Origin of the sequence: Hydrogenophaga sp. (genome assembly GCF_011390835.1) — a bacterium.
Taxonomy (GTDB): Bacteria; Pseudomonadota; Gammaproteobacteria; order Burkholderiales; family Burkholderiaceae_C; genus Hydrogenophaga.
In genome coordinates this window covers 1-23,084 of record NZ_JAABRQ010000037.1, presented here as the reverse complement: position 1 = coordinate 23,084, position 23,084 = coordinate 1, and the positions used below count along the sequence as shown (strand labels likewise).

Annotated in this window: 31 protein-coding genes, 1 tRNA gene and 1 pseudogene; 6 read left to right on the top strand and 27 right to left on the bottom strand. The window is 63.4% G+C overall.

All coding sequences use genetic code 11. The annotated features are described in order from the left end of the window. Positions 1-868: hypothetical protein (locus GPT34_RS16445; protein ID WP_291014777.1), on the bottom strand; the 868-nt coding region annotated here is incomplete at its 3' end. A gap of 824 nt (positions 869-1,692) precedes the next feature. Between GPT34_RS16445 and hmgA the strand changes: the two genes are divergently transcribed. Both hmgA and GPT34_RS16435 read left to right on the top strand, forming a co-directional pair. Then, positions 1,693-3,000, top strand: a complete 1,308-nt coding sequence (gene hmgA / locus GPT34_RS16440; RefSeq protein WP_291014774.1) for a homogentisate 1,2-dioxygenase — start codon at positions 1,693-1,695, stop codon at positions 2,998-3,000. Between the two features lie 30 nt (positions 3,001-3,030). Continuing rightward, positions 3,031-3,345 (top strand): annotated as a pseudogene (locus GPT34_RS16435) (fumarylacetoacetase); the annotation flags it as partial. A gap of 76 nt (positions 3,346-3,421) precedes the next feature. Here the strand turns inward: GPT34_RS16435 and GPT34_RS16430 are convergent. Continuing rightward, the gene (locus tag GPT34_RS16430) at positions 3,422-5,329 is read right to left on the bottom strand and encodes an FAD-dependent monooxygenase (RefSeq protein WP_291014771.1); all 1,908 of its coding nucleotides are present in this window, start codon (positions 5,327-5,329) and stop codon (positions 3,422-3,424) included. Positions 5,330-5,459: 130 nt separating this feature from the next. Between GPT34_RS16430 and GPT34_RS16425 the strand changes: the two genes are divergently transcribed. Together GPT34_RS16425 and GPT34_RS16420 are read left to right on the top strand one after the other, a co-directional pair. Continuing rightward, positions 5,460-5,882 (top strand): MarR family transcriptional regulator, encoded by a 423-nt coding sequence (locus tag GPT34_RS16425; RefSeq protein WP_291014770.1) that lies wholly within the window; start codon positions 5,460-5,462, stop codon positions 5,880-5,882. A gap of 265 nt (positions 5,883-6,147) precedes the next feature. Continuing rightward, on the top strand, positions 6,148-6,288 hold the full coding sequence (locus GPT34_RS16420) for a hypothetical protein (protein WP_291014768.1): 141 nt from the start codon (positions 6,148-6,150) through the stop codon (positions 6,286-6,288). Between the two features lie 8 nt (positions 6,289-6,296). On the opposite strand, the gene GPT34_RS16415 is transcribed toward GPT34_RS16420, so the two are convergent. Next, entirely contained in the window at positions 6,297-6,515 is a 219-nt protein-coding gene (locus GPT34_RS16415; RefSeq protein ID WP_291014766.1) for a hypothetical protein, read from the bottom strand. A 15-nt stretch (positions 6,516-6,530) separates the two neighbouring features. After that, positions 6,531-6,998: a hypothetical protein gene (locus GPT34_RS16410; RefSeq protein ID WP_291014763.1), complete on the bottom strand. Its 468-nt coding sequence runs from the start codon at positions 6,996-6,998 to the stop codon at positions 6,531-6,533. A gap of 49 nt (positions 6,999-7,047) precedes the next feature. Between GPT34_RS16410 and GPT34_RS16405 the strand changes: the two genes are divergently transcribed. Further along, a complete protein-coding gene (locus GPT34_RS16405; protein WP_291014760.1) occupies positions 7,048-8,115 on the top strand; it encodes a PQQ-dependent sugar dehydrogenase in 1,068 nt (355 codons plus the stop codon). Positions 8,116-8,128: 13 nt separating this feature from the next. On the opposite strand, the gene GPT34_RS16400 is transcribed toward GPT34_RS16405, so the two are convergent. From GPT34_RS16400 to glpK, 21 genes are all read right to left on the bottom strand, one after another. Continuing rightward, positions 8,129-8,275, bottom strand: a complete 147-nt coding sequence (locus GPT34_RS16400) for a hypothetical protein (protein WP_291014758.1) — start codon at positions 8,273-8,275, stop codon at positions 8,129-8,131. Between the two features lie 293 nt (positions 8,276-8,568). After that, positions 8,569-8,645: transfer RNA gene (locus tag GPT34_RS16395), tRNA-Met, on the bottom strand. A 17-nt stretch (positions 8,646-8,662) separates the two neighbouring features. Then, positions 8,663-9,061, bottom strand: coding sequence for a 50S ribosomal protein L17 (gene rplQ, locus GPT34_RS16390; RefSeq protein ID WP_291014755.1), 399 nt, complete (start codon positions 9,059-9,061; stop codon positions 8,663-8,665). An 88-nt stretch (positions 9,062-9,149) separates the two neighbouring features. After that, the gene (gene rpoA, locus GPT34_RS16385; protein ID WP_291014751.1) at positions 9,150-10,136 is read right to left on the bottom strand and encodes a DNA-directed RNA polymerase subunit alpha; all 987 of its coding nucleotides are present in this window, start codon (positions 10,134-10,136) and stop codon (positions 9,150-9,152) included. Between the two features lie 93 nt (positions 10,137-10,229). Beyond that, positions 10,230-10,853, bottom strand: coding sequence for a 30S ribosomal protein S4 (gene rpsD / locus GPT34_RS16380; RefSeq protein WP_291014748.1), 624 nt, complete (start codon positions 10,851-10,853; stop codon positions 10,230-10,232). Positions 10,854-11,012: 159 nt separating this feature from the next. Continuing rightward, complete coding sequence (gene rpsK, locus GPT34_RS16375; protein ID WP_291014745.1) at positions 11,013-11,417, bottom strand: 30S ribosomal protein S11; 405 nt, start codon at positions 11,415-11,417, stop codon at positions 11,013-11,015. 18 nt (positions 11,418-11,435) lie between these two features. Beyond that, the gene (rpsM, locus tag GPT34_RS16370) at positions 11,436-11,801 is read right to left on the bottom strand and encodes a 30S ribosomal protein S13 (RefSeq protein WP_291014742.1); all 366 of its coding nucleotides are present in this window, start codon (positions 11,799-11,801) and stop codon (positions 11,436-11,438) included. Positions 11,802-11,823: 22 nt separating this feature from the next. Continuing rightward, positions 11,824-11,937, bottom strand: coding sequence for a 50S ribosomal protein L36 (gene rpmJ / locus GPT34_RS16365; protein WP_084236402.1), 114 nt, complete (start codon positions 11,935-11,937; stop codon positions 11,824-11,826). Between the two features lie 72 nt (positions 11,938-12,009). Beyond that, positions 12,010-13,329: a preprotein translocase subunit SecY gene (gene secY / locus GPT34_RS16360; RefSeq protein WP_291014739.1), complete on the bottom strand. Its 1,320-nt coding sequence runs from the start codon at positions 13,327-13,329 to the stop codon at positions 12,010-12,012. Between the two features lie 23 nt (positions 13,330-13,352). Then, a complete protein-coding gene (gene rplO, locus GPT34_RS16355; RefSeq protein WP_291014737.1) occupies positions 13,353-13,787 on the bottom strand; it encodes a 50S ribosomal protein L15 in 435 nt (144 codons plus the stop codon). Positions 13,788-13,801: 14 nt separating this feature from the next. Next, positions 13,802-13,984, bottom strand: coding sequence for a 50S ribosomal protein L30 (gene rpmD / locus GPT34_RS16350; protein WP_056268982.1), 183 nt, complete (start codon positions 13,982-13,984; stop codon positions 13,802-13,804). Between the two features lie 11 nt (positions 13,985-13,995). Then, positions 13,996-14,514 carry a 30S ribosomal protein S5 gene (rpsE, locus tag GPT34_RS16345; protein ID WP_291014735.1) on the bottom strand — a complete coding sequence of 173 codons (519 nt, stop codon included), beginning with the start codon at positions 14,512-14,514 and terminating at the stop codon, positions 13,996-13,998. An 18-nt stretch (positions 14,515-14,532) separates the two neighbouring features. After that, positions 14,533-14,898 (bottom strand): 50S ribosomal protein L18, encoded by a 366-nt coding sequence (gene rplR / locus GPT34_RS16340; protein WP_291014733.1) that lies wholly within the window; start codon positions 14,896-14,898, stop codon positions 14,533-14,535. A gap of 9 nt (positions 14,899-14,907) precedes the next feature. Then, complete coding sequence (gene rplF, locus GPT34_RS16335; RefSeq protein ID WP_291014729.1) at positions 14,908-15,441, bottom strand: 50S ribosomal protein L6; 534 nt, start codon at positions 15,439-15,441, stop codon at positions 14,908-14,910. Positions 15,442-15,464: 23 nt separating this feature from the next. After that, the gene (gene rpsH, locus GPT34_RS16330) at positions 15,465-15,860 is read right to left on the bottom strand and encodes a 30S ribosomal protein S8 (RefSeq protein ID WP_291014726.1); all 396 of its coding nucleotides are present in this window, start codon (positions 15,858-15,860) and stop codon (positions 15,465-15,467) included. A gap of 18 nt (positions 15,861-15,878) precedes the next feature. Beyond that, a complete protein-coding gene (rpsN, locus tag GPT34_RS16325) occupies positions 15,879-16,184 on the bottom strand; it encodes a 30S ribosomal protein S14 (RefSeq protein WP_291014723.1) in 306 nt (101 codons plus the stop codon). A gap of 8 nt (positions 16,185-16,192) precedes the next feature. Then, positions 16,193-16,732, bottom strand: a complete 540-nt coding sequence (gene rplE, locus GPT34_RS16320; protein WP_291014719.1) for a 50S ribosomal protein L5 — start codon at positions 16,730-16,732, stop codon at positions 16,193-16,195. Positions 16,733-16,734: 2 nt separating this feature from the next. Further along, the gene (gene rplX / locus GPT34_RS16315; RefSeq protein ID WP_291014718.1) at positions 16,735-17,055 is read right to left on the bottom strand and encodes a 50S ribosomal protein L24; all 321 of its coding nucleotides are present in this window, start codon (positions 17,053-17,055) and stop codon (positions 16,735-16,737) included. Between the two features lie 9 nt (positions 17,056-17,064). Further along, positions 17,065-17,433, bottom strand: a complete 369-nt coding sequence (gene rplN, locus GPT34_RS16310; protein ID WP_291014715.1) for a 50S ribosomal protein L14 — start codon at positions 17,431-17,433, stop codon at positions 17,065-17,067. 189 nt (positions 17,434-17,622) lie between these two features. Next, positions 17,623-19,227, bottom strand: a complete 1,605-nt coding sequence (locus GPT34_RS16305) for a glycerol-3-phosphate dehydrogenase/oxidase (protein WP_291014779.1) — start codon at positions 19,225-19,227, stop codon at positions 17,623-17,625. Between the two features lie 14 nt (positions 19,228-19,241). Next, on the bottom strand, positions 19,242-20,774 hold the full coding sequence (glpK, locus tag GPT34_RS16300; RefSeq protein ID WP_291014713.1) for a glycerol kinase GlpK: 1,533 nt from the start codon (positions 20,772-20,774) through the stop codon (positions 19,242-19,244). Positions 20,775-20,850: 76 nt separating this feature from the next. Between glpK and proC the strand changes: the two genes are divergently transcribed. Continuing rightward, positions 20,851-21,681 carry a pyrroline-5-carboxylate reductase gene (proC, locus tag GPT34_RS16295; RefSeq protein WP_291014710.1) on the top strand — a complete coding sequence of 277 codons (831 nt, stop codon included), beginning with the start codon at positions 20,851-20,853 and terminating at the stop codon, positions 21,679-21,681. Positions 21,682-21,700: 19 nt separating this feature from the next. On the opposite strand, the gene GPT34_RS16290 is transcribed toward proC, so the two are convergent. Continuing rightward, positions 21,701-22,225 carry a hypothetical protein gene (locus tag GPT34_RS16290; protein ID WP_291014707.1) on the bottom strand — a complete coding sequence of 175 codons (525 nt, stop codon included), beginning with the start codon at positions 22,223-22,225 and terminating at the stop codon, positions 21,701-21,703. A 116-nt stretch (positions 22,226-22,341) separates the two neighbouring features. Further along, on the bottom strand, positions 22,342-23,084 hold a 743-nt coding region (locus GPT34_RS16285), incomplete at its 5' end, for a 4-hydroxybenzoate octaprenyltransferase (protein ID WP_291014705.1).

Below are 23,084 nucleotides of genomic sequence, written 5' to 3'. Positions count from 1 at the left end.
TCACGCTGATCACCGTGCTCACATCCGCCAGCGGACTCAGCGGCGTGGCCGCCGTCACCGTGTTGTTCGCCAGCGTGCTCTCCGGCGTCACCGTGGCCACCCCTGCCGTCCAGTTCTGCACCGTCGTGGAGCCCGCGGGCACCGTGTAGTTCACCACCGTCACCGTGCTCGAGCCGCTGGGCAGGCTGCCAATCACCACCGTCTGCGTTGTCCCGTCAGGCAGCACCACCGTGCCCGTCACGCTGTCTGCCGTGCTCGGCCCAGCGTTGGCAAACGTCACCGTGGCCGTGATCACGCTGCCTGGCGTGCCGTTGGGCGTCACGCTGATCACCGTGCTCACATCCGCCAGCGCGGCGATCGTGCCGGTCTGCGTGCCGGTGTTGTTCGTGGGCGTGGGGTCGGTCGTGCCCAGCGGCGGCGTGACCGTCGCGGTGTTGGTGTAGTTGCCCACGCTGCTGGCCACAGCCCGCACCACCACGCTGGCGTTGCCGCCCGAGGCCAGGCTGGTCGTGCCATTGACGGTGCTGCCGCTCACGCTGGCGGTCGCGCCCGTGCTGCTCACGATGCTCACAGCCGTGAAGTTGGCCGGCACCACGTCGGTGAAGGTCGTGTTGGTCACCGGGCTGGGCCCGGCGTTGCTGATCGTCAGCGTGAAGGTGACCGTCTGGCCCACCGCCACGTTGGGGTTGGCGCTGACCTTGGTCAGGGAGAGGTCGGCGCTCGGCGTGACCGCATCCGTGTCCTGAGCGGAACAAACGCCCCCTGTGCAAGAGGTCGAGGGATTGGTGTTGACGACGCCGGTGGGCGGCGCGATCGAAGCCACGTTGGTGACCGTGGTCTGCGCCTGTGCGCCGGCACTCAGCGCCATCAAAACAGCCGCAAACGCTGCCGCCGAAGCTTGCCGCAGCTTGCCCCTTTTCAGCACAGATGAGAGTTTTGAAAGGGCGGAAGTCGCCAACGACATGGACTCGGCTCGTGTTTTGTCTTTCTCGCCTGCTTCGCTCCTGCAACGGATACGTAACAAGTACTACACGAGGATTCTAGTGTCCGTGTGCAACGCGCAACACCCGTGAAGCGCCTTTGGGCGATCTGAGTTCCAAAAAAACGACGAATCGGTGATCTAACTAACGGCCAGCTGAAGTCGCGCAAGACGACGCCACGCTCGAAAGACCACCTGGCACCAAGGTCCCCCCATCGAGGCGACTCAGCTGACATGCACCGACCACACCACCCCGCATCTGCAAAGAGCACTCCACTTTCTGCCATCACCATCGATTGCGTGGCAATCGAATCCTGCGCGCAAGCGCCCCCGGTTGCTCGCCACAAGCGAAAGGAGCCGGTTGACGCGGATGCGCTTGTTGGTGTTTGTTCACTCAGGCTCAGACGCCTCCTCAAGATTGAGGCGGGCTCTGGTGCAGCACCAGGAAGTCGGCGGCAGCCCACAAAACCTTGGCCATCCTCGGCCTGAAGACCGTCTACGATGCACCGACCAGCGCCATCGATCAGGCCGGTACGGACAAGACCGAGCTTTTTCTGGCGAAACTCGCACAGCTAAACGCCAACGTGCTGGCACGCCCTGACGTGTTGCAGCAGCACTTGAAGGCTGCCTTGAAGGACCGTCCCACACAGACAAGCCCGCCCCCCCCAGCATTGAATAGGCGGATGCAAGATGGGTACAAAGGAGGTGAACTCATGAAACCAGGACCAGACAGCCCCAGCGCCGCAAAGCTGCGCTACCTCAACGGCTTCGGCAACGAACATTCAAGCGAGGCATTGGCTGGCGCGCTACCGACAGAGCAGAACTCGCCCCAGATGTGCCCCTACGGTCTTTACGCCGAGCAGCTCTCGGGCACGGCCTTCACGGCACCGCGCCACCACAATCGACGTTCGTGGCTGTATCGCATCCGGCCTTCGGCCATGCACCAGCCGTTCCAGCGAATCAGCAACGGGCTCCTGGTCAGTGATTTCAGCCGTGTTGAAGCGCCGCCCGATCAGTTCCGCTGGAGCCCTATACCCCTGCCGAGCGAGCCGACCGATTTTTTGCAAGGCCTGGTCTCCATGGCCGGCAACGCCGACTGCGGCGTACACCTGTATGCGGCCAACCGCTCGATGGAGCGGCGCGTGTTCTACAACGCCGATGCCGAAATGCTGCTCGTGCCGCAGCAGGGTCGGCTGCGTGTGGCGACCGAGTTCGGCCAGCTCGACGTTGAGCCACAGGAAGTGCTGCTGATCCCGCGCGGCATCCGCTTCCGGGTTGAGCTACCCGACGGTACGGCGCGCGGCTATGTCTGCGAGAACTACGGCGAAGGCCTGCGCCTGCCCGACATGGGCGTGATCGGCTCCAACGGCCTGGCACATGCCCGCCACTTTGAGGTCCCGGTCGCCTGGTACGAAGACGTCGAGGGCGACTTTGAGCTGGTCGCCAAGTTCGCCGGCAATCTGTGGGCCGCGGCAATGGACCACTCACCGCTCGATGTAGTCGCCTGGTCGGGCAACCACGTGCCTTGCAAGTACGACTTGCGCCGCTTCAACGCGATCGGCTCGATCAGCTTCGACCACCCCGACCCCTCGATCTTCCTGGTGTTGCAGGCCCCGTCAACCGTACCCGGTGTGGACACGCTCGATTTCGTGATATTCCCACCGCGCGTCTTGGCGATGCAGCACACGTTCCGACCGCCCTGGTTCCACCGCAACATCGCGAGCGAATTCATGGGGTTGATTCACGGTGTTTACGACGCCAAGGCCGAGGGCTTTTCGCCCGGCGGGTCGAGCCTGCACAACAGCTTCACCGGCCACGGTCCCGACGCCGAAACCTTCGAGAAAGCCTCGAACCGCGCGTCGGAGGAGCCCGATTACGTGAAAGACACCATGGCCTTCATGTTCGAGACCCGGCAGCCGCTGCGGCCGACGCGTCATGCGCTCGATTCTCCGCAGTTGCAGCGGCAGTACGCGCAGTGCTGGCACGGGCTGAAAAGGCATTTCAATCCCAATGCCAAGTAGCCGGCAACCCGACACACTGGAAGCAAGACCGTGATCTCACTGAACGAAACCCACGACCCGTCGCTCGCGAGCTGGGTCGTATCGGCCAACGACGCCGATAACGAGTTCCCGATCCAGAACCTGCCGCTGGCGGTGTTTCGGCGCCGCGGCCGAAGCGAGGCTTTTCGAGGCGGTGTGGCGATCGGCGAGCACATCGTTGACCTGGCCGCTGCCGTGGAGCGCGGTGTCTTCAGCGGCGAGGCTGCCCGGGCCGCTCAGGCGGCGGCACGCGACTCGCTCAACGCCTTCATGGCCCTAGGCCCGGCGGCGAGTTCGGCGTTGCGGCTGGCACTGTCGCGAGCTCTGTGGGCTTGAGCGTACCCGAGCCCACTTCATCGCCTGACCCTCAGCGGTTTGGCTGACGAAGCTGTGCGTTAGTCGGTCAGGCGCGCACGCGCAGGATACCGGCGAAATATGCCGCCAGCTCGCTGCGGGCAGACAGCGGGAGGATGTGGCCCACGTATTGGTCCGGGCGCACGATGACCAGACATCCTTCGCCTCGGTTGATGCCGCGCGTCTCGAAGATGTCTTCACCGCGTTTCTGGTCGGCACAGAACACCTTCTCGTAATCGCAGAGCCCGTAGCGACCCACGCTCGGGCGCAGCAGCGTGGGCATGGCGCTGAAATCCAACGTGTCGAAGGTTTGCTGGAAGACGGCTCGGGTATCGATCACGGCATCGAGGTCTTCACCGTGGGCGGTGTGGCGGCGCAGCGGCGAGGCCAGGTCGTGTTGCATCCAGTCGCACAGCGTGGCCACAGCGCCGCCGGCGCCGCCGTCGTCACCTGCGGGGGCAAAGACAAACAGGCGGAAGCGGGCGTCGGCCTCGATGGCGTGGGCCAGCTGCATGGGTCTGGCGTCGGCCAGGCGGATCACGGGGGCGGAATGGAAGCGCTTACCAATATCGAAGCCCGTGGCCAGCGGCTGGTGGGTGGCGGCGCCGGTCAGGGCGCTGGGCTCGTACTGGATCGTCAGGCCGCAGGTGAATGGCAGGTTGTCCACAAAGGCGCGCGCCACGCGGGGCAGGCCGTCCGAACTGTCGTCTTCTCCCCGGGCGCCGACGACGCGCGCCCACTTGTGGTCGAACGCCACCAGCCCCTGAGCGGCGGCTCTCCGTTCGCCCGAGTAGCTGTGCAAGAGCGACGGGGCGGCGCGACCGGTCAACACCGAGATCAGTTTCCAGCCCAGGTTGAAGGTGTCGCCCATCGACACGTTCATGCCCTGGCCGGCTTTCGGGCTGTGGGTGTGACAGGCGTCGCCAGCCAACATCACACGGGGCGCGCGGCTGGCCATTTCAACCTCGGGCACGTCATCGAACTTGTCGGTGAGGCGGTGCCCGATTTCGTAGATGGACCACCAGACCACCTCTTTCACGTCCAGCTTGAACGGGTGGAAGATGCGCTGGGCCTTGGCGATGATGTGGTCAGCATTCATGCCGCGGTCGGCGGCTCGCTCGTCTTCGCTCAGTTTGTCGAGCTCCACATACAGCCGCACCAGATGCCCCCCCTCGCGCGGCAGCACCATCAGAATGCCATCGTCCAGAGAGCGCACGAAGGACTTTTTTCGCCAATCCGGAAAGTCCGTGGAGGCCAGCAGGTCGATCACGCCCCAGGCCTGGTGTGCCGCATCGCCGTGCAGCTGTCCGCCAATGGCCCGGCGCACGTTGGAGCGGGCGCCGTCGCACCCGATCACGTAGTTGGCGCGCACGGTGGTGGTCTGGCCTTCGCGGCCCGGCTCCGTGTTCTCAAGCGTGACGGTGACGGGGTGTTCAGTGGCTTGGGGGTCGATCGTCAGGTCGGCCATTTTCCAGCCATAGTCGGGCGCCAGGCGATTGGGTGCGTTGCGCATGATATCGAGGAACATGTCATGCACTCTTGCCTGGTTGATCAGCACATGGGGCATCTCGGAGGTGCCGTCGGGCACGTCTTGCACGCTGGCGACGCGATTGAGGGTGGCATCAGCATCTGGCGCCCAGAAGGTGGTCTCGTTGATCCACATCGACTCGCGCAAAACCTTTTCGGCAAAGCCGAAGGCCTGGAACATCTCCATCGAGCGCACGCTGATGCCGTCGGCCTGGCCCTTTTCCATTGGGCCGAGCTTGGGTTCGACCAACATGGTGCGAATCTGCGGCACGCGGGCGAGCTGGGCTGCTAGGCACAAGCCCGCCGGGCCTGAGCCGGCGATCAACACGTCCACCACATCGGGCAACGGATCGCCACTCTGGCGGTGATCCGGCGCGGCCAGGCTGACATCGGGATCGCCGGGTTTGAATCCGTTCTGGTGGTATTGCATGGTGTCTCCTTCAGGCGGTTTATTCGGTATTTAACTATGTATACTTATGGTATGTATACTTATTATAATTGTCAAGCACATGAATTCCAGCCCCTATCCTCGGGGACAGTTTCAACCGCGGGAGAAGCACATGAACAGGATGGAGATGGCCGGGCACCTGATCCGGCGGCTGCATCAGCAGTCGACTCAGATCTACCAGGCGCAGACCCAAGCCGCAGGCTTAGACCTCACCTCGGTGCAGTTCGCTGCCCTTGATGCCATTGCCCAGCAGCCCGGTACCGACCAGGCCAGTCTGGCTGCATCCATCAGCTTCGACCGCGCCACGATGGGTGGCGTGATCGATCGGCTGGAGCTCAAAGGCCTCGTGCAACGCGCGGTCAGCAAACAGGATCGCCGGGCACGTCAACTGCACATCACCCCTGCGGGCGAACAGTTGCTGGCCGCCAGCCGACCGGTAGTGGAAGCCTTGCAGGCTGAGATCCTGGCACCGCTGTCTTCCGCTGAACGCAAAACTTTCCTCGCGCTGGCACACAAGGCGCTCGGCCTGGACTGACGCAGGCGGTACGAACCCGCTTCGGGCGTTCGTTCCATGTTGCGGGTGGCCTCTCAGATGCCCAGGTCACAGAAGGTCTGCCGATGGACCATGAATGGGCTACAGACCGAAAAAACAAACACGTCCACACAAAGCAGGCATTCACTGCGAGCGACTCGGACTGTTTCATTTGTGGCGGAGGTAGGATCTGAACTCGCTGACCGATTGCGGCACTCGCAGACGTTCAAGCGTCAGGTTCGAACGCCTGAGTCAGCCTGAGGCAGTCGTGTACACGACCACTTTGTCCAGCTCCTTCCGCCCGACTCCTGACGATGAAGCGACCGACTTCAAGTTCAGAGCATGGTCGGTGGCCGGCGTGCTCTCCATGTTCTCTTTCGGTTTTCGTCTCATCACCTTGCTGCTTTGACGCGGCACCTAGCGGCAAATGATGTCGTCAGCGTCGAGGCTAGGCGGGCGCTGAAGGTCTTGGTCGATGCCCATGACCGCGCTGGCCCGTTCCACCGCCTGCCACAGTGCGGCGGGCATCTTCAGGATCGCCTCAGGCGAATCGGCCTGCGCAACCCAGGCGCCGATCTGTTGGTGCTGTTCGGGCGTCAACAGCTCCAGGTGGAGCATTTCGTCGAGGGTCTTCATGAGGTGGGGTTCCGTTCAGCGGGCGCACAGTCGGGCATACAGCCAGCCAGCAAGTGCCGCGCCTGAGGCCATGGCCAGCAACCCGGGCAGATCCCGGGTGGCGTCGATGAACACCGGCATGGGTGCTACAGCGTCCACCGCCCGCACTGCCGCCACCATGCCCACCCCGGCAGCAGACGCCAGCAAGGCACTGCGTGCGGAAGGCCACCAGCGCGCCAAGCCGCTGGCCACCGGTAGCGCAATCAACCAGCCCGCGGCCAGAATGCCGCCGTAGACCGGCGCAAAGCCGATCAGGTCTTGACCGATCACTCGCCACCAATCGCTGGCCGGAATGTTCACCCCCACGTCCACCAGCGCCTGCAGATTCCAATGCGTCTGCACCACCGAGCCCCAGGCCGCCGCCAGAGCCCAGGCCAGCAGCAACACCCCTGCGCGCCGAGTCCAGCGGGGCGTTGGGGCATCATGGCGAGCACTGGCTTTCATCTGGGTCATTATGAGATACCTGCTTGCTTTGCTCCTGAGTGCGCTCGCCATGGCCACATTGGCCCAGACAGTGGCCTATCGCGTCGAGGTCGTGGCCACCGGCCTGGAGCACCCTTGGTCGCTGGCGTTTCTGCCGGGCGGCGGCCTTCTGGTGACGGAGCGTCCCGGCCGGCTGCGTTTGATCGAGCCAGGGACCGATGGCCGCCTGCAGCTGCGCAACGAGCCTGTGGCCGGGCTGCCGCCGGTGCTGGCGAGCGGGCAGGCCGGTCTGTTCGACATCTTGCTGGACCCAGGCTTCGCCACCAACCGGAGGCTTCTGCTCTCGTTTGCCCACGGCACGCCAGAGGCCAACCACCTGCGTGTGGTGAGCGCCCGGTTCGACGGGCGCCAGCTGCAAGAGCTGCAACCGGTCTTCACTTCACAGCCCCCCAAATCCGACGCCCAGCACTTCGGTGGCCGCATGACGTGGCTGCCCGACGGCAGCTTGCTGTTTGGCATGGGCGACGGCAATCTGGAGCGCACCGACGCACAGCGCCTGCACACCCATCTTGGTAAATTCCTGCGCATCCACGCCGACGGCCGCGTGCCCGCCGACAACCCATTTGTGAGCCGCGACAGTGCCCTGCCCGAGATCTACAGCACCGGCCATCGCAATCCGCAGGGCGTGGTGATGGTGTACGGCGTGCCGTATGCGCATGAACACGGCTCGCGCGGCGGCGACGAGCTCAACCGGCTTGCGCCCGGCGCCAACTTCGGCTGGCCTATCACCACAGGCGGCGTGGACTACACCTATGCCCGCATCAGCCCCTACCGAAGCCTCCCCGGTATCACCCCGCCGCTGACAGAATGGACCCCCTCCATCGCGCCTGCCGGGCTGGCGTGGTACGACGGCCCGCTGTTTCCTGCCTGGCGCGGCAGCCTGCTGGTGGCTGCTCTGGCCGAGCGCAGCGTGCGCCGGGTGCCGATGCCTAATGGCACGCCAGGTCCGCAAGAAATCCTGTTCAAGGAACTGGGCGAGCGCCTGCGCGACGTGCGGGTGGGGCCAGATGGCGCAGTGTATTTGCTGACGGACAGCCTGCAAGGGAGGGTGTTGCGGGTCGTGCCCTCGCGATCTTGACGGGTTGCTGTTTTCAGTCCAGGTACCCCAGCTTGAGGCTGACTGCAGTCGGCCAGGTTTTCAGCCCGATGACAGCCGCCGCCGGAACCTGCCATTCGTCATCCTGCGAGGCGGCCGACCGCTGTGCCTTCAGCAGCGGCCACTCCACAGCGATGGCCACAGGAGGTGCCGAGCGTCTCCTACACCCCAGGGCGACCGGCTCTTCGCGCTGCGCAGCGGTCTTGCGGACAAGATCTTCGACTGAAAGCTGTGGGTCACTTAGAGAGCAGCAGAAGGCCCGCGGACTCGGAAATTACTTACCGGTCACAAATCTGGAACAGTGCTCAATGGTCACAAAACCAATTCTCTGAAAGGCTTGTGTCTGCCGATGGGCCATGAATAGGCTACAGGCCCAGACAACAAAAAAGCCCTCGTTTCCGAGGGCTTCGTTGACAAGCTAAGTGCTTGATTTTTTGGTTGCGGAGGCAAGATTTGAACTTGCGACCTTTGGGTTATGAGCCCAACGAGCTACCAGGCTGCTCCACTCCGCGACAAGCTTTGTAGTCTATCACGCTTTTGCGTCGTCAGCGGCAGGCGCTGCTGTTTCATCGGCACGGTCGACGAGTTCGACCAGGGCCATGGGAGCGTTGTCACCCACTCGGAAACCCATCTTGAGGATACGGGTGTAACCACCGGGGCGCTTCGCGAAACGCGGGCCCAGTTCGTTGAACAGCTTGACGACCACATCGCGGTCGCGCAGGCGATCAAACGCCAGACGGCGGTTGGCCACGGTCGCGACCTTGGCCAGGGTGATCATGGGCTCTACCACGCGGCGCAGCTCCTTGGCCTTGGGCAGGGTGGTCTTGATGACTTCGTGCGTGAGCAGCGAGTTCATCATGTTGCGAAGCATCGCCTGGCGGTGCTCGCTGGTGCGGTTGAGTTTGCGAAGTCCGTGTCCGTGACGCATTTTTCTGTCCTTTCAGTGTTTTGCCGGCAGCCGTATCAGGTACTGCAGGTTCGTCCGGGTCCGCCCTTGCGGGTCAGACGCTCCGGTGTCAGTGCTTGTCCAGGCCCGCGGGTGGCCAGTTTTCAAGCTTCATACCCAAGGTGAGCCCGCGCGATGCCAGCACTTCCTTGATTTCGTTGAGCGACTTGCGACCCAGGTTGGGGGTCTTGAGCAACTCGTTCTCGGTGCGCTGAATCAAGTCACCGATGTAGTAAATGTTCTCTGCCTTGAGACAGTTGGCCGAACGCACCGTGAGTTCCAGCTCGTCCACGGGACGCAGCAGGATAGGGTCGAACTGCTGCGAGCTGCGCTGAGCCGGCTGGTCGAACGCCGAAAGCTCCACGCCTTCGAGTTGCGCGAAGACGGCCAACTGCTCGACCAGGATCTTGGCCGATGCGCGCACAGCTTCTTCAGGACCGATCGAACCATTGGTCTCGATCTCCATGACCAGCTTGTCCAGATCGGTGCGCTGCTCGACGCGTGCGCTCTCCACCGTGTAGCTCACCCGCTTGACGGGCGAGAACGACGCGTCCAGCACGATGCGGCCGATGGAGCGCGACTGGTCATCGGTGCGGCGCAGGCTGCCTGGCACATAGCCGCGGCCTTTTTCAACCTTGATCTGCATGTCCAGCTTGGCACCGGCCGACAGGGTGGCAATCACGTGTGACGGGTTGACAATCTCCACGTCGTGCGGTGTCTGGATGTCAGCAGCAGTCACCAAGCCTTCACCATCTTTGCGCAGGCTCAGCGTCACTTCGTCGCGGTTGTGGAGTTTGAACACCACGCCCTTGAGGTTGAGCAGCATGTTGACGACGTCTTCCTGAACGCCATCGATGGACGAGTACTCGTGCACCACGCCAGCGATCGTGACCTCGGTTGGCGCATGGCCGGTCATGGACGACAGCAACACGCGACGCAGCGCGTTGCCCAGGGTGTGGCCATAGCCACGCTCGAACGGCTCCAAGGTGACCTTGGCGCGGTTGGTCGAAATTTGTTCGACGTTGATGGTCTTGGGCTTCAGCAGATTGTTAAGCATTCAAACTTCCTTCAAAACCCTCGGCTCGTTACACCGATAAGGCAGACGGAGCACGGGCCGACCACACCCCACGGGTGCAGGCCGGCGCCGGACTCAACGGGAATACAGTTCGACGATCAGCGATTCGTTGACGTCGGCGGCGAATTCGTCGCGGTCGGGCGACTTCTTGAAAACGCCTTCGGCTTTATCGACCGAGACTTCCACCCAGGCGGGGAAGCCAATCTGCTTGGCAAGTTCCAGGGCCTCGATCACACGGGCCTGCTTCTTGGACTTTTCGCGCACGGCGACGACATCACCAGCCTTGACCGAGTAGGAAGGGATATTCACAGCCTTGCCGTTGACGGTGATCGCCTTGTGCGACACGATCTGGCGAGCTTCGGCGCGGGTCGATGCGAACCCCATGCGGAACACGACGTTGTCGAGGCGAGCCTCCAACAGGAACAACAGGTTGGCGCCGGTGTTGCCACGTCGGCGATCGGCCTCCGCGAAGTAGCGGCGGAACTGGCGCTCGAGCACACCATAGGTGCGCTTGACCTTCTGCTTTTCACGCAGCTGGATACCAAAATCCGAGGTGCGCTGACCCGAGGTACGGCCGTGCTGGCCAGGCTTGGAGTCGAATTTGGCCTTGTCACTGATCGAGCGGCGAGCGCTCTTGAGCAACAGGTCAGAGCCTTCACGGCGGGAGAGTTTGGCCTTGGGGCCGAGGTAACGTGCCACTTTGGAGTCCTTGTTCACTGCCGCAACCGGCGCCTGGCGGCGTCATTACGGGAGCCACCCGACAGGCGGGGGCGGTGGGCTTAGCAAAAAATGCCATCGCAGGCAACTGCAGTGGCGCTCAAAAAAGCTTTCGATTATACCGCGCGAAGCGGTACATCGTCAGATGCGGCGACGCTTTTGCGGCCGGCAGCCGTTGTGCGGAACGGGCGTCACATCGGCGATGGAGTTGATCCGGATGCCCAGGGCACCGAGTGCTCGCACCGACGATTCACGGCCAGGGCCGGGACCCTTGATCTCAACGTCCAGGTTCTTGATGCCTTGTTCAATGGCCGCACGGCCTGCAACCTCGGAAGCCACCTGGGCCGCAAACGGGGTCGACTTGCGCGAACCCTTGAAGCCTTGGCCACCCGAAGACGCCCAAGACAAGGCGTTGCCCTGACGATCGGTGATCGTGATGATGGTGTTGTTGAACGACGCGTGCACGTGGGCAATGCCGTCCGCCACATTCTTGCGGACTTTCTTGCGAACGCGGGCTGCGGCGCTGCTGGAGGGAGACTTAGCCATGGAGATCCTTCAATCCGATTATTTCTTCAGCGACTGGGCTGCCTTGCGCGGACCTTTGCGGGTGCGGGCATTGGTCTTGGTGCGCTGACCACGCATTGGCAGACCACGGCGGTGGCGGAAGCCCCGGTAGCAACCGATGTCCATCAAACGCTTGATGTTCATCGTGGTTTCACGGCGCAGGTCACCCTCGATCGTGAATACGCCAACCTGATCGCGAACTTTTTCGAGTTCTGCGTCGGTCAGATCTTTGATTTTCTTGGCGTAGTCGATGCCACAAGCTTCGCAGATGATGCGAGCACGGGTGCGACCAATACCAAAAATTGCCGTCAAGCCGATTTCGGCGTGCTTGTGCGGCGGAATGTTGATGCCTGCAATACGAGCCATGTGTTACCTCTGAACGAACCGATCAGCCTTGACGCTGCTTGTGACGCGGATCGGTACAGATGACCCGCACGATGCCGTGACGCTTGATGATCTTGCAGTTGCGGCACATTTTTTTGACCGAAGCCGAAACTCTCATAGTCTTCTCCTAGAACTTTCAATAATCGTTACTGTCGCTGAGCTGCCTGGCAGAACCGGGAACCTACCCGAATCAATTGCCAATGGAAGTCTTGAAGTTGGCCTTCTTGAGCAGGGAATCGTACTGCTGAGACATCATGTAGTTTTGCACTTGGGACATGAAGTCCATCGTGACAACCACGATGATCAGCAGGGAAGTGCCCCCAAAGTAGAAAGGCACGTTGTATTCCAGGATCAGGAACTCTGGCAGCAAGCAAACGGCGGTGATGTAGATCGCACCTGCAAAAGTCAGCCTCAACAAAATCTTGTCGATGTGGCGAGCGGTCTGATCACCAGGACGGATGCCAGGAATGAATGCGCCACTCTTCTTCAGATTGTCAGCCGTCTCGCGGCTGTTGAACACCAGCGCGGTGTAGAAGAAACAGAAGAAGATGATGGCCGCCGCGTACAGCGTGACGTAGATCGGCTGACCCGGCGACAAGGCCGAAGCGATGTCACGCAACCAGCGGGTGGAGTCACCCGTGCTGACCCAGCTCACCACTGTGGTCGGCAGCAAGATGATGGACGAAGCAAAGATGGGCGGAATCACCCCGGCCATATTCAGCTTGAGCGGCAAGTGGGACGACTGTCCTCCATACACCTTGTTGCCCACCTGACGGCGTGCGTAATTGACCAGGATCTTGCGCTGACCGCGTTCGACGAACACCACGAAGTAGGTCACCAGGATGACCACCGCGATGATGAACAGCGACACCAGAATGTTCATGGCGCCGGTGCGCACCAGCTCCAGCAGGCCACCAACGGCGCTGGGAAGGCCGGCGGCAATGCCGGCGAAAATCAGCAGGGAAATGCCGTTGCCAAGCCCACGCTCGGTGATCTGCTCACCCAGCCACATCAGGAACATCGTGCCCGCCACCAGACTGACCGCCGCAGTGACGCGGAAAGACATGCCCGGGTCGATTACCAAGCCTGCCTGACCTTCGAGCGCCAGCGCGATCCCGATGGACTGGAAGATCGCCAGTGCCAGCGTTCCGTAACGGGTATACGAGGTGATCTTGCGGCGACCGGCTTCGCCTTCCTTTTTCAGCTGCTCAAACGTGGGCACCACGTAGGTCATGAGCTGCATGATGATGGACGCGGAGATGTACGGCATGATGCCCAGCGCCATGACACTGAATCTCGACAGAGCGCCGCCCGAGAACATGTTGAACAGGCTCAGGATGCCACCCGCCTGACCCTGGAACAGGCGCGCGAGCGTGTCGGGATCAATACCCGGCACAGGGATGTGCGTCCCGATGCGGTAGACGACAAGTGCCAGCAGCAGGAAAACCAGCCGACGGCGCAAGTCGCCGTACTTGCCGGTTTTTGCCAGGGTGGAAGAAGCAGTTGCCACAGAAAGCCTTTGAGCCGTTCCGATCAGGCAGCCAGCGAGCCGCCAGCAGCTTCAATGGCCTGCTTGGCGCCAGCGGTCGCGCCGACGTTTTTCAGAACCACGGCGCGCGTGATCTCACCGGTCTTGATGACCTTGACACGCTTGGCGAGCTGAGACACGAGGCCGGCCTGCTTGAGCGTGAGCATGTCGACTTCCGTTGCCTCGAGCTTGTTCAGATCGGTGAGGGTGACCTCAGCGTTGAACTGCAGCTGGGCAGACTTGAAGCCGCGCTTGGGCAAGCGACGCTGCAGCGGCATTTGGCCGCCTTCGAAGCCGACCTTGTGGTAGCCGCCCGAACGAGATTTCTGGCCTTTGTGACCGCGTCCAGCGGTCTTGCCCAGACCAGAGCCGATGCCACGGCCCACCCGGCGTTTGGCATGCTTGGCGCCCGCGGCGGGCTGAATGGTGTTGAGTTCCATGTCTGTGACTCCGATCAGAGAACCTTGACCAGGTAGCTGATCTTGTTGATCATGCCGCGCACCGCAGGGGTATCCTGCAGTTCGCTGGTGCTGTTGAGCTTGCGCAGACCCAGACCGCGCACGGTGTCGCGGTGAGACTGCTTGGTGCCAATGGGGCTGCGCACCAGTTGGACCTTGACGGTGTTTTGAGTGGTCATGATGGCTCCGATCAGCCCAGGATGTCTTCAACCGACTTGCCGCGCTTGGCAGCGACGTTGGCTGGCGTGGTCGAGTTTTTCAGCGCGTCCAGCGTGGCACGCACCAGGTTGTAGGGGTTGCTCGAGCCATGGCTCTTGGCCACCACGTCGGTGATGCCCAGCACTTCGAACACCGCGCGCATCGGGCCGCCAGCAATGATGCCGGTACCCTTGGCAGCCGGCAGCATCATCACGTTGGACGCACCGTGCTCGCCGTGCACGCTGTGGTGCAGCGAACCATTCTTGAGAGAGACCTTGATCATGTTGCGGCGGGCGGCTTCCATGGCCTTTTGCACGGCCACTGGCACTTCACGCGCCTTGCCCTTGCCCATGCCCACGCGGCCATCGCCATCGCCGACCACGGTCAGAGCAGCGAAGCCGAGAATGCGACCACCCTTGACCACCTTGGTCACGCGGTTGATCGCGATCATCTTCTCGCGAAGACCATCCTCGTTCGCTTCGTTCTTGATGTTTGCGGTAAATTTTGCCATTTTGTGTGTCCCGTCCGATCAGAACTGCAGGCCGGCTTCACGCGCGGCGTCTGCAAGGGCCTTGACCCGACCGTGGTAGGCAAAGCCTGAACGATCGAAAGCGACTTTCTCGATGCCCGCAGCCTTCGCCTTTTCGGCGATGCGCTTGCCGATCAGTGCAGCAGCGGCGGTGTTACCACCCTTGCCTGCGCCACCGATCTGGGCACGTACTTCGGCTTCGGCGGTCGACGCCGATGCCAGCACGCGGGCGCCATCGTCGGAAATGACGGTGGCGTAGATGTGCAGGTTGGTGCGATTCACAGCCAGGCGCACGGCGCCTTGCTGGGCGATCCGGATGCGGGTCTGGCGGGCGCGGCGCAGACGTTGCTCTTTTTTGGTCAACATGATCTGTCCTTACTTCTTCTTGGTTTCCTTGATCGTCACCTTTTCATCCGAATATCGGATGCCCTTGCCCTTGTAGGGCTCGGGGGGGCGCACAGCGCGCACCTCGGAAGCGATCTGGCCCACGCGCTGACGGTCAGCGCCCTTGATGACGATTTCGGTCGGTGTCGGCGTTTCCACCTTGATACCGGCCGGCATGTCCATCACCACGGGATGCGAGTAACCCACGGTGAGGTTGAGTTTGGCACCCTGCGCCTGGGCCTTGTAACCCACGCCCAGCAGTGTGAGCTTCTTCTCGAAGCCTTTGCTCACGCCGTTGACCATGTTGTTCACCAGCTGACGCATGGTGCCCGACATGGCGTTGGCCTGACGCGAGTCGTCTGCCGGTGCGAACACAAGCGTACCAGCGCTGTTTTCCACCTTGACCAGCGGATTGATGGCCAGCGCCAGGGCGCCAAGCGACCCCTTGACATTGACCAGGCCGTCTTTCAAGGCCACTTCCACGCCCGCAGGCACGGTGACCGGTTGTTTTCCAATACGTGACATTCAGTTGCTCCTCAATGCGCGCATCAGGCGACGTAACACAGGACTTCACCACCGACACCGGTGGCGCGCGCCTTGCGGTCGGTCATCACGCCTTGCGGCGTGGTGACGATGGCCACACCCAGGCCGTTCTGGACCTCGGGGATGGCGTTGCGGCCGCGGTAGACGCGCAGGCCAGGACGGCTCACGCGCTCGATGCGCTCGATCACAGGGCGACCGGCGTAGTACTTCAGGGCGATTTCCAGCTCATTCTTGCCTTCGGCGCTCTTGACCTGGAATCCGTCGATGTAACCTTCGTCCTTGAGGACTTGGGCAATCGCGGCTTTGACCTTGGAGGCCGGCATCGACACGGTGGACTTCTCGACCATCTGCGCGTTGCGGATGCGGGTCAACATGTCGGCAATAGGATCACTCATGCTCATTTGTGGTTCTCCTAGTGCTTACCAGCTAGCTTTGGTGATGCCGGGGATCTCGCCGGCAAAAGCCATTTCGCGGATCTTGGCGCGGCCCAGACCGAACTGCGCAAAGGTGCCACGCGGACGGCCGGTGATCTCGCAGCGGTTTCGTTGCCGAGTCGGGTTGGCATTGCGAGGCAACTTTTGCAGTGCCTGGCGAGCAGCGTCGCGCTCTTCATCGCTGTGCTTGGCGCTCTTGGCGATCGCCTGCAGCTCTTTGTATTTCGTCGCGAACTTGGCCGCGAGTTTTTCGCGCTTGAGTTCACGTTGGAGTAGTGCTTGTTTAGCCACGCGCCACCTCAGTTCTTGAACGGGAAACGGAAACCAGCCAGAAGAGCTTTGCACTCTTCGTCAGTCTTGGCGGTCGTCGTGATGCTGATGTTGAGGCCGCGCAAGGCATCTACCTTGTCGTACTCGATCTCAGGGAAAATGATCTGCTCTTTGACGCCGATGTTGTAGTTGCCACGGCCGTCAAAAGCCTTGCCCGAAATACCGCGGAAGTCGCGCACTCGGGGCAGGGCCACGGTCACGAAACGGTCGAGGAATTCGTACATGCGGGCACCGCGCAGCGTCACCATGCAACCGATCGGCTGCTCTTCACGGATTTTGAAACCCGCGATGGCCTTCTTGGCCTTGGTGACCACGGGCTTCTGCCCAGCGATCTTGGTGAGGTCACCCACAGCGTTGTCCATGACCTTCTTGTCGGCAACCGCCTCGCTCACACCCATGTTGAGAGTGATCTTGGTGATGCGTGGCACTTGCATGACCGACTTGTAGCCGAACTTCTGCACCAGCTCGGGCGCGATCTTGTCGCGAAATTGTTCGTACAGGCGTGTCATCTTTATGCCACCTTGATTTCTTCGCCACTGGACTTGAAGACGCGCACTTTCTTGCCGTCTGCCAGGAGCTTGATGCCGACGCGGTCGGCCTTGCCAGTGACGCCATTGAAGATGGCGACGTTGGACTGGTGAATCGGCATGGTCTTTTCGATGATGCCGCCGGTAATACCCTTCATCGGGTTGGGCTTGGCATGCTTCTTGACGATGTTCACACCGTCGACCAAGAGTTTGCTGTCGTCGACGCGCTGCGCGACTTTGCCGCGCTTGCCCTTATCGCGACCAGCAATCACGATGACTTCATCGCCACTACGAATCTTATTCATGATGAGACCTCAGAGAACCTCGGGCGCCAGCGACACGATCTTCATGAACTTCTCGGTGCGCAGCTCGCGCGTAACCGGTCCGAAGATGCGGGTGCCGATAGGCTCCAGCTTGGCGTTGAGCAACACCGCAGCGTTGCCATCGAATTTGATCAGGGCGCCGTCGGGACGGCGAATGCCCTTGGCGGTGCGAACCACCACAGCACTGTAGACCTCGCCTTTTTTGACGCGGCCGCGCGGCGCAGCTTCTTTGACAGTGACCTTGATCACGTCGCCCACGCTGGCGTAACGGCGCTTGGATCCGCCGAGCACCTTGATGCACATCACGGACTTCGCACCCGTGTTGTCAGCAACATCGAGTCGAGATTGCGTTTGAATCATTTGTTTGTAGTCCCAACTTGAATCCGTCCAGCCACCACGGCCGGAAGTGATCAGTCTTGGGCCCGTCGTTGCAGGCACCCCAGGCATTCACCTCAAGGCACCCACGTCGGTGGGCAGAAAATCCTCGCCATTTCGGGCGAAGCCACTGATTATGTCACTGCCGCAATCGGCTGTCAACACCTCTGGCGTTCAAATTGCCTGGCCAGGGGGCAAATAGCGTTGACACAGCTGCAGGAAGCGCTCGGTCGAGGCGTCGGCGGCGCCCTCTTCTGCCAGGATGCGGGCCGTTTCAGGGGCGGCGGCGGCGGCGGCGCGGGCATCCAGAAACAACAATCGGGTGCGGCGGGCCAGCACGTCTTCTACGGTTTGAGCCTGTTCGGACCGCACCGCAAACCGCACCATCGCCTCGCTCAGCCCCGGGGCCAGCAGGCGATCAGCGCCAGGGCAGGCCTGCACCGCGCTGGCCTCGCTGCCATAGAGGTGCAACCCGGGCGCAGCGTAAATCGGCGTGGTGGTCGCACCCGGCGCTGGTGCCCCCACCAGCCGGTGATGCTCGGTGTCGGCGGGCGGCCGCTCGGGCAAAAGGCCTGCCTCGAAGCATCGGCTGAGAACGTCCTCGGCCATGGCCCGGTAGGTGGTCCATTTGCCGCCGGTCACGGTGACCAGGCCCGGGGCGTCAACCACGATGGTGTGCTCGCGCGAGATGGTCTTGGTACCGCCGTCAGCGCTCTGGGGCGGCGCCACCAGGGGCCGCAAACCGACCCAGACGCTGCGGATGTCGGCCGGCGTCACGGGGCGCGTGAGCACCTGGGCCGATTCGCTCAGGATGAAGTCCAGCTCCTCGGCAAAGGCGTCGGGCTCGCGCGACAAATCCTGGCGCGGGGTGTCCGTGGTGCCCAGAATGAGTTTGCCGAGCCAGGGCACGGCAAACAGCACCCGGCCGTCTTGCGTCTTGGGCACCAGCAGCGCGTGGTGCCCAGGCATGACATCACGATCAACAACCAGGTGCACGCCCTGACTCGGGCTGACCATGCGCGCCGCAGCCCCTGATGCCTGGGCGCCCAGCGCCTGGTTGCGCAAGCGGTCCACCCAGACACCGGTGGCGTTGATCGCGCACCGAGCCCTGACCTGATAGGTCTCTTGAGTGAAGCGATCGCTCACATCCAGCTCGCTGACTGCACCCCGTGCGTCGCTCTCAGGCGCACGCAGCCCGGTGACGTCGGCGTGGTTGATCACCAGAGCTCCGGCCGCCTCGGCGCTGCGCGCCAAGGCCAGCGCCAGGCGGGCGTCGTCAAACTGGCCGTCCCAGTACTGCACGCCGCCGCGCAGGTGTTCGCCCCGCAATCCGGGCAGAGCCGCCAGGGTCTGGGCGCGGCTGAGAAACTCGGTGCGACCAAGACCTGCACGCCCGGCCATCAGGTCGTACAGCTTGAGGCCGATGCCGTAAAACGGCGTCTGCCACCAGCTGTAGGACGGCATCACGAAAGGCAGCGGCTGTGCCAGGTGGGGCGCGATGCGCAACACCGTGGCGCGCTCGGCCAGCGCCTCGCGCACCAGGGCCACATTGCCCTGCGCGAGGTAGCGCACGCCGCCATGCAGCAGCTTGGTGGAGCGCGACGAGGTGCCACCGGCGAAATCGTGCGACTCCAGCAGCACCACAGAAAACCCCCGCAAGGCCGCATCCAGCGCCACGCCCAAACCAGTGGCTCCGCCACCGACCACGGCCAGGTCCCACACGGCCGGCTGACGCAGGCGCGCAAAGGCCCGCGCTCTTGCGCTTTGCGGCTCGGCGATAAAAGCATCGGCCGTCAAAGGGCGGGCTCTTCACCGGCGGGTGCCGCCCAGCCGGCGCTGCGCTGCACAGCCTGGTCCCAGCGAGCGCGTTTGGCTTGGCGCTGATCGGCCGACCAGGCGGGCTCGAACACACGGTCGACCTGCCACAGGGCGGCAATTTCGGCGCCGTCCCGCCAGACGCCGGTGGCCAGGCCCGCCAGGTAGGCCGCGCCGAGGGCCGTGGTTTCGGTCACCCGCGGGCGCACCACCGGCACGCCGAGCACGTCGGCCTGCAGCTGCATCAGCAGATTGTTGGCGCTGGCACCACCGTCGACGCGCAGCTCGCGCAGCGGCAGCCCTGCGTCGGCGACCATGGCGGCGAACACCTCGGCGCTCTGCAAGGCAATGGCCTCCAGCGCGGCGCGGGCAATATGGGCGCGTCCGGTGCCACGGGTCATGCCCACCAGCGCAGCGCGGGCGTGGCCGTCCCAGTGCGGCGCACCCAGGCCAGTGAAAGCTGGCACCAGGTAGACATCACCGGTGTCGTCGACGCTGGAGGCCAGGGCTTCAACGTCCGAGGCCTGGTCGATGATCTGCAGGCCATCGCGCAGCCACTGCACCGTGGCACCTGCCATGAACACCGAGCCCTCCAGGCAATAGGTCGGCGCGCCCTGGCCCAGCGTCCAGCCCACGGTGGTGAGCAGGCGGTGGCGAGAGGACACGGACTGGCTGCCCGCGTTCATCAGCATGAAGCAGCCGGTGCCGTAGGTGTTTTTCGCCATGCCCGGCTGATAGCAGGCTTGGCCAAAGGTCGCGGCCTGCTGGTCGCCGGCGATACCAGCGATCGGGACGACGGCACCGAGGAAAGCGGCGTCCGCCTCGCCCAGCACGCCGCTGCTGGGCACCACCTGGGGCAACACCGAGGCCGGGATGTTGAACAGCTCCAGCAAAGCAGGATCCCATTGCTGGGTGTGGATGTTGAACAGCTGGGTGCGGCTGGCGTTGCTCGGGTCGGTCGCATGCACCCGGCCACTGGTGAGTTTCCAGACCAGCCAGCTGTCCACCGTGCCAAAGGCCAGCTCGCCACGCTTGGCCTGAGCGCGCGCGCCGGGCACGTTGTCCAGCAACCAGGCCAGCTTGGTGGCAGAGAAATAGGCATCGATCACCAGACCGGTGCGCTGCTGGATGTCCGCGGCGTAGCCGGCCGCCCGCAGGGTGTCGCATTGCGCGGCGGTGCGACGGTCTTGCCAGACAATGGCGGGACCCACCGGCTCGCCGGTGCGCCGGTCCCACAACACGGTGGTTTCGCGCTGGTTGGTGATGCCGATACAAGCCACCTGCTGCGGTGCCACACCCTGCTCGCTCAGCACCGCCTGCGCAACGGCCCGCTGCGACGCCCAGATCTCGCGGGCGTCGTGCTCGACCCAGCCAGGCTGAGGGAAGTGTTGAGCGAAGGTCTGTTGCGAAACTCCACGCATCTGGCCGGCGCGATCGAACAGGATGGCGCGCGAACTCGTGGTGCCCTGGTCAAGTGCCAGCACGTAGTCGGGGGAGCGGGAACCGGTCATTCTGCGAAGATACCGCAAGCTGGCCGTTCATCGCCGGCGCCAGCGCACGCCACTGAGCTTCACAGGACACTGCCGCATGACTCCCCCCACCTCACCTCCTCAGATCGCCTTCATCGGCGGCGGCAACATGGCCAGCGCCGTCATCGGCGGCCTAATGCGCCAGGGCCACCCGGCCAGCGCCCTGCAGGTGGTCGAACCCTGGGAGGAGCAGCGCACCCGCCTAGCACAGCAGTTTCCCGGCCTTGAGGTGCTGCCCAGGGCGAGCGATGCGCTGCAGCGGGCACAACTGGTCGTCTGGGCGGTGAAGCCGCAAACCTTCAAGGACGCAGCCAAGGCGACCGCGCCCTTTGTGTCGGGCGCCTTGCACCTCAGCGTAGCCGCCGGCATCACCAGCGACAGCATGGCCGCCTGGCTGGGCAGCGAGCGCATCGTGCGCGCCATGCCCAACACGCCGGCCCTGGTCGGTCTGGGCATGACGGGCCTGTATGCCCGCGCGGCCGTGAGCGCCGCCGAGCGCGACACGGTGGACACGGTGGTGGCCACCACTGGCGAGGGGGTCTGGGTGGACGTCGAGACCCAGCTGGACGCCGTCACCGCGCTTTCAGGCTCGGGCCCCGCCTACGTTTTTTACTTCCTGGAGGCCATGCGCGAGGCCGGCACCGCCATGGGTTTGCCGCCCGACGTGGCCCAGCGCCTCGCCATGGGCACCTTCGTGGGTGCGGCCACGCTGGCCCAGCGCGCCGACGAGCCGCTGCAGACGCTGCGCGAGCGGGTCACCTCCAAAGGCGGCACGACCCACGCCGCGCTCACGTCGATGGAAGAAAGCGGGGTGAAACAGCGCTTCATCGCCGCCATGCAGGCCGCTGAACGGCGCGCGGCCGAACTGGGCCGGGAGTTCGGCGGCTGATACGGCGCAGGCCTCTGGCTCAGGGGCAGGCCACTTTACCCAGCGCGCGGTTGCTGCCATCCACCCGGGCTTGCAGCTCGGTGCCGGCACCCCCAAGCGGGCCGAACACGGCGGTCAACACAGCGCCCTCCATCTCGCGGCCCGATACACGGATCTGACCCAGGTCCGACGCGGTCAATTGATCGTCGACGTCGATGGAAAAACGGAAGCGCTGGCCGGGATCGAAACGGGTGAAGACCAGCGTGAGGCGGTCGCTGCCGTCCTGGACCACCGGCGCGCCTTTGAGCCTGGCTTCCCCAGGTTCGACACGAAAAGGCTGGAACACCTCCACGCCGGTGCCGCCCTCTATGGTGTCAAAAATCAGCCTGCCCGCCGAGCTGGAGATGTCGAGCGTCAGGCGCTGGATGGGCTGACCCGCGGAAGAATCATTGCGGATTTCAAAACGGTCGCGCGGCGCGCTCTCGGTGAACACCATCGAGACCTCGTGCACACAAGCCGTTGCGGCGTGCGTCAATAGCGGCAACGCGCCGAGCATGCCAATCAACCAAACGCTCGGCCGCTGTGCGAGCGATTGGACAACAACAAGTGAGGACAACATAGCGATCCTGTTCGGTGAACCCTAAAAACCCGCAGGGTAACCGGCTGGTGCCAGGTCTGCCCTCAGCGCAGGCCAATCCCTGCCACCACGCCCAGAAATAGGGTGAAGCCGAGCCAGTGATTGAGGCGGAAGGCCTTGAAGCAGCCGTCGCGCGTGCGGGCCTGGATGAGTTGGTGGTGCCAGGCCACCTGCGCCAGCGCCAGCGCCAGCGTGACGCCCCAAACCACCGGGTTCAACAGCGACCACAAGGCCATCGTCCAGATGGCGAGGAACGCCAGATAGAAGCCGATCACCGCCGGTACGTCGGCGTTGCCCAGCGTGATGGCCGAGGTCTTCATGCCGATCTGCAGATCGTCATCGCGGTCCACCATGGCGTATTCGGTGTCGTAGGCCAGCACCCAGAACAGGTTGCCCGCCATCAGCACCCAGGCCAGCGGCGGCACGCTGTGCCACACGCCCGACCAGAATCCCGCCTCGCCCCATGGCTGGATATTGCCGAAGAGCTCCCACATCGGCCCGCCGTTGACTGCGGCAAACGCCATGGGAATGCCAAAGCTGAACGCGATCCCCAGCACCGCCTGCGGCATGGACACCAGGCGTTTGGCATAGGGATAGGCCAGCGTCAGCAGCAAGCCAAGAAACGACCACGCGATGGTCGCGATGTTGGTGCAAATCACCAGCACGAATGCCGCGAAGGCTAGCGCCGCCCCCACGCCCAGCGCCTCCCTGACCGCCAGGCGTCCGCTGGTCACGGGCCGCCGCGCGGTACGCTTGACGTGGCGGTCGAATTCGCGATCAGCGACAT